The organism is Prosthecobacter sp. (genome assembly GCF_044232965.1).
Taxonomy (GTDB): domain Bacteria; phylum Verrucomicrobiota; class Verrucomicrobiia; order Verrucomicrobiales; family Verrucomicrobiaceae; genus Prosthecobacter.
This window is the reverse complement of the sequence record NZ_JBIIKX010000140.1, coordinates 1-5,406: the sequence shown is the minus strand read 5'-3', so window position 1 is coordinate 5,406 and position 5,406 is coordinate 1. Positions and strand designations below refer to the sequence as shown.

Sequence of the window (5,406 nt, the reverse complement as noted above, 5' to 3'; positions counted from 1 at the left end):
GGCCGGGTGGTAGTGCTTGGCATAGGCTCCCTGATAGGCCTCGACGGCATAGGCGGTGCTGTGAGCACGGCAGAAGGCGTAACCTTGAAACCCGGCCACAAGATCCCAGACATAGGCGATGCTGCGGGCATCACGACGGCGTTCCTTGGCTGCTGCCATGAACTCGACTTTCACTTCATTGATTTTGGCGCTGTCCTGTTTGACCAGAGCACGGCGCAGGACATCGCCACGACCGGGAGCGAGACCCGCGAAGGCTTCGCAGATTTGCAGGATGTGCTCCTCATAGGCCACGACGCCAAAGGTGGAACGCAGCACGGGGGCGAGGCTGTCATGCGTGTAGTCCACGGGTTCGAGGCCCTGCGCACGACGCGCGAACTGCGCTTTCTTGAGGCCATTGGCAGCACCGGGACGGATGACGGAAACAATCGCCACAAGGCGGTCAATGTCGCGCACATCGGCCATACATGCGAGGCTGGTCATGGCGGGGCTTTCGATGTGATGCACGCCGCGTGCATTCCCGGTGGCGATCATATGCCAGACGCCCGGATCGCTCCAAGGCTCAACCTGGCCCTCACGCGGCGGTCTCTCGGTGCCGCCTATGCCGCCTACTTCAAGGGAGGCGAGATTGAGACCAAATGCCCGTCCTGGTTCTTGCATCGCGCCAGTCTTCGGCAAGCTTGATACCGCAATGCTTGACACTCCCTGGGAAAAAGTCTCCAAGTTTGAATTTCCGACCGAGAACGAATGGGTCTGGACCAGCGATGGAACCTTGGTCCGAAAGGGCATCTGGAGCTGGGGAAATGATGGCCCGATCCAGGAAGGTCCCTGGTTTGATGAAGCAGGTGAGCGCATCAATGTGACGCACTGGTGCTGGCAGGAGGATTGCCCAAACGGACCACCCGACCCGCCGCCTCTTAAAGCGGCTCTTTCGGTCTGACCATCAAGTCCCTGTGACCTCAAGGTGGCCTGAGTGTCCCGCAGCACGGCCAACCCACCCTGCGCAAGGATGTCGAGCTTGATAAGACCGACAGCTTCCACGGCATCCATGTCGAAGTGCGTGGTGGGCCAGCCCTTGCCGCTAATGAAGGTGGGGGTTTGATCTCGAATGGGATCACGCGAGAGCACGACGCCGCAGGGGTGCATCTTGGCGTAGCGCGGAAAGCCATCGAGCATGCCAGCCATAAGCAAGGCCGTGCGCAGCGGCTCCTCCTGCCAGGCGGAATGATCGCACTCACGCGACATCGCCACGGCATCGGCGGCGTGCCGGGCATCCGTCCATGGCATGTGCTCGGTGAGGCGGCGGATTTCGTTTTCAGCGACGCCAAGCACCTTGGCGACATCGCCAAACGCGGAGCGTGCCTGGAAGGTGTTGAACCCGCCGACGATGGCGGCGTGTTCGGGGCCGTAGCGTTCGAGCAGGAGCCGGACCACGTCGTCTTTGCGGTCGTGGGCGAAGTCGATGTCGATGTCCGGCAGCTTTTGCAGCGCCATGCGGTCACGGTTCAGGAAGCGCTTGAAATAGAGTTCAAAGCGGATCGGGCAGACGTTGCTGATGCCGAGGGAGTAGCACACGAGCGAATCCGCCGCGCTGCCCCTCGTAATCCAGCCGATGCCGAGCTGGGCACACTCCTGGAGCAAATGCCAGACGGTGAGAAAGTATTCCTCGTAACCGACTTCGGCGATGATGGAGAGTTCTTCGCGCAACTGCGCCTCGTGCTGCGGTGCTTTCACACCGTAGCGCTGGCGCAAGCCTGCATGCGCAAGCTGGTAAAGCATGGCGGCAGGGGTGCTGCCATCGGCGGGTGTGTAGCGTGGGAAGCGCAGGGTTTTGAAATCAAAAGCGAACTCACATTGTGAGGCGATGTCCCGCGCAGCCTGCATCGCCGTGACTGAATAACACCATTCCGCCGGTGGGTGGAAGGCGAAGTCACCACGACGCTTCCTCGCGTGCTTCTCATGCAGCAGAGTGAGCGTCTTCATGCTCTGCACGATGTCGAAGAACACTTTGTCCTCCGGCTTGTGGTAACGGATTTCAGGCAATGCCACCTCGCTGCTGTCGGAAGCCATGAGGATCAAGCCCTCGTGATGGTCGTGCATTTGCGCCGGAGTGATGCAAGCATCGTTGTTGAAGGAGAGCAGACGGCAGAGGTTCTGGTAGCCGTGCACGTTCTGCACATAGGCCAGCAGCGGCCTCTTGTTGCAGCACAGCTCCGCGCCAATGATGGGCTGGATTCCGGCGGCGGTGGCAGCCTGGAAGAACGGCACGGCGGCGTGCAGGTTTTTATCCGTGATCGCCACGGCGGGCATGTCGTGCGCCGCTGCCGCTGCGATGATGGCGGGAATGGTGAGCGTGGAGTCGAGGAAGCTGAAACAGCTTTTCACATTCAGCGCAGGCACCGCGAGACGTGCCGCGTGGCTGATGATGATCTGCGGGCCGGTGCCGGGACGCTCACGCAAGACGCGATTCGTGGTGGTGGCGGTTGGATCGGTGACAAGCTGCGGCTTGGGCAAGGTTTGCCGTGGTGCCTGCTTGTGCTGCGACAACCAGAGATCATGCCCGCGCATGATGCTGCGATTGCCACGGCGGAGATCATCCACAATGAGCGAGAGCGTGTGCAGGCGCTCGCGTTTCATGTCGGACTGCTCCAGCGGCAGGAGATTGCAGAAGCCCGTCTCATAGACCTTGGTGAAGCGCAGGCCGATGAGGCGCACGCTGACACGGCGCTCCCAGGCACGGGTGAGCATGGCTTGCAGGAGCGGATACAGGTCGTGCTCCAGGTCGGTCGGTTCATCGAGACTGGCGGAGCGTGTCACCTCGTCCATGTCGTTGTAGCGCAGGCGCAAGGTCACGGTGCGGATGCTTTTGCCATCCTCACGCACTCGGCGCATGAGCGTGTCGGCCATGGCACGAAGCCGTGCGATGATGAAGGCGGTGTCGGTGGTGTCTTGGGCGAAGGTTTCCTGCTCGCCGTAGCTTTTCGCGGCGGGTGCATCGCAGACCACGGGACGGAGGTCGTTGCCGAGAGCGTAGTCATGGAGGGCCGCCGCCCCGGAGCCGACGAGCAACGAGAGTTCATCCACGGGCGTTCGGGCGATGTGCTCGACCATGCGCAAACCGGCGGTGTTGAGCTTGGCGGCGAGCTGCGGGCCGACCTGCGGCAGCCATTTGTTTTCCAGCGGCCAGAGAAAGCCTTGCTCATGTCCTGGTGCCACTTCGATGAAGCAATGCGGCTTGCGCAGCTTGCTGGCGATCTGCGACACGAGCTTGTTCGCACCGACGCCCACCGACACGGACAGCTTCAAACTCTGCGCGATGGCCTGCTGCATCTTGGCGGCGGTGTCACTGGCCTTGGTCTGCCGTGCGCCGTGAAGATCGAGATAGCACTCGTCGATGGACGACTGTTCCACGATGGGCGTGAAATCATAGGCATACGAAAACATGAGGTGCGAGAAGCGCTCGTATTTGTCGAAGTCGCAGGGCAGCACGATGAGGCCTGGGCAGAGCTTCTTGGCTCGTGCGGTGGGCATGGGCGTGTAGATGCCGAGCTTCCGCGCCTCATAGCTGGCGGAGGCAATGATGCCGCGCCGCTCACCGCCCACGGCCACCGGACGCCCTCGCAGCTTTTTATCGGCGGCCTGCTCCACGGAGGCGAAGAACGCATCCGCATCGAAGTGCAGAATCATGGCGCATCAGCTCTTGGAAAGCCGCAGCAGAGCAATCAGCACGCCCTGGATGACGAGTTCACGGGCCGGAATCAGGTCGGGATACTTCGGATTTGAGGCGCGCAAATATGTAACGCCATTATGAACCACAAAGCGTTTCAATGTCGTTTCGCCATCAATGAGCGCCGCCACGATGTCGCCATGCTTCGCCTCGCGAAATTCCATGATGACGATGTCACCCTCCAGAATGGCCGCATTGCGCATGGAATCACCCCGGACCTTCAGCGCAAAGGTTCGGGCGTTCTTGGGCAGGCGCAGGGTGGTGGGGTCGATGTCGATGCAGCCGTCCATGCGACCATCAGCGGTATCGGGCTTGCCGGCGATGATGCTGCCGAGCAATGGGATCTGATGCCGAATCCAAGAGCGAGCCTGGGAAATCCAAAGCAGGTTCAGGGCGCGATGTTGGCGGGCATTGATCATGCCGCCTGTATAGTGTTCTTTAGAACAGTTTCAAGTCGGAATCCAATTCTTCGACATTAACCGGCTCATCTCCGGCTTGTGGAACAGGGGGTGCGATTGGTTGCAGCACCTCCTCAGTTTTGTTGCGGGCCTGGTTGGCTGCAGTGGAGACCCGATAGGCTTCCAGGCGCTCGCTTTCGTAGGGTTTGAAGAAGGCACGAAGGTCGTCAGTCTGCATGTCCGGTTGCATCCAAGCGCGGGCGTTTTCACCTTCCAGAATCAGCGGGCTGCGGTCGTGGAACTTCGCCATGTAGCTCCCCGGAGGGGTGGTGACGACGCTCATGGAAGTGACCAAGGCACCGCCAGCCGCGTCTGCTGGATCACTGCTTTCCCATACATCCCAGATGCCTGCCAGCAATACGGGTGCATCGTCGGTGCGATGGATGAAGTAGGGCGTGGTGCGGTCGGGCCACTCGTGCCAGCCACGCACCGGGATGAGGCACCGCTGCCGACGCACAGGCAACCGGTATGAGGCGAGGTCGAAAACGGTTTCACAGCGTGCATTGAAGGTGAGCATGAACTTCTTCCATACCTCGGCTTTGCCACCTTTCGCCCATTGCGGGATCAGGCCGAAGCGCATGCGTTCAACGCCAAGTTCACCGCTTTCCATCGTCAGCACGTCCGCATAATCGGTCGGACAGATGTTGTTCACGACCGACACGTCGGCACGTTTGTCCTCACGCTCCTTCTTTTTGCGGCGTTCAATGCGCAGAGCTCGCCCGGCGATGGTAAGCGCGGGGATCTTGGCGAATTGGTTCAGACGGCCACACATGTGCGCAGGAAAGCGCATTCAAGAAAACAGGCAAGCAGGGTGATGCTCAGGATCGCTGGAGATCCAGAAGAGGGCGTGGGCGGAACTGGGGAGAATGGTTCACGCCAGCGAGTGACCCATTTCAGCTCGGTGCCTCATACAAATCTGCGATGCGCCTGACATGCGCTTGCATCTTGCTTGTTCACGCCTCCCGACCCTCCCGGCTTCGAACCACACTCAAGGCCGCTTAAGTCCTTGGAAAGCAGCTCATGAAGGTTGGCAGAGACTGGGGGCTTAAATTGGTTTGAATCCACCGGGCTTCTGCGGTAGGGGCTTCAGGCCTCCTCGCGAATTTGAAATCCATGAGAAATCCAGCCCACCGTATTCAGCCCAGCTTTCGATTGAAGTCCGCCCTGCTCGCTCTCGCCCTCGCGTGCCTTGGTCAGGCTGAGTTGGCCTATGGTGCCAAAGAC

Annotated in this window: 3 protein-coding genes; all 3 read right to left on the bottom strand. The window is 60.5% G+C overall.

What is annotated here, in order from left to right; all coding sequences use genetic code 11:
* On the bottom strand, positions 1–3,684 hold a 3,684-nt coding region (locus ACILSI_RS26600; protein WP_395724960.1), incomplete at its 3' end, for a PHP domain-containing protein.
* A gap of 6 nt (positions 3,685–3,690) precedes the next feature.
* A complete protein-coding gene (locus ACILSI_RS26595) occupies positions 3,691–4,143 on the bottom strand; it encodes a LexA family protein (RefSeq protein ID WP_395724959.1) in 453 nt (150 codons plus the stop codon).
* Positions 4,144–4,162: 19 nt separating this feature from the next.
* Positions 4,163–4,954, bottom strand: a complete 792-nt coding sequence (locus ACILSI_RS26590; RefSeq protein ID WP_395724958.1) for an SOS response-associated peptidase — start codon at positions 4,952–4,954, stop codon at positions 4,163–4,165.
* Positions 4,955–5,406: the final 452 nt, after the last annotated feature.

Excerpts from the sequence above, each read along its gene's own strand:
- ACILSI_RS26595 (WP_395724959.1), bottom strand. The coding sequence starts at position 4,143 with ATGATCAATGCCCGCCAACATCGCGCCCTGAACCTGCTTTGGATTTCC.
- ACILSI_RS26590 (WP_395724958.1), bottom strand. The coding sequence starts at position 4,954 with ATGTGTGGCCGTCTGAACCAATTCGCCAAGATCCCCGCGCTTACCATC.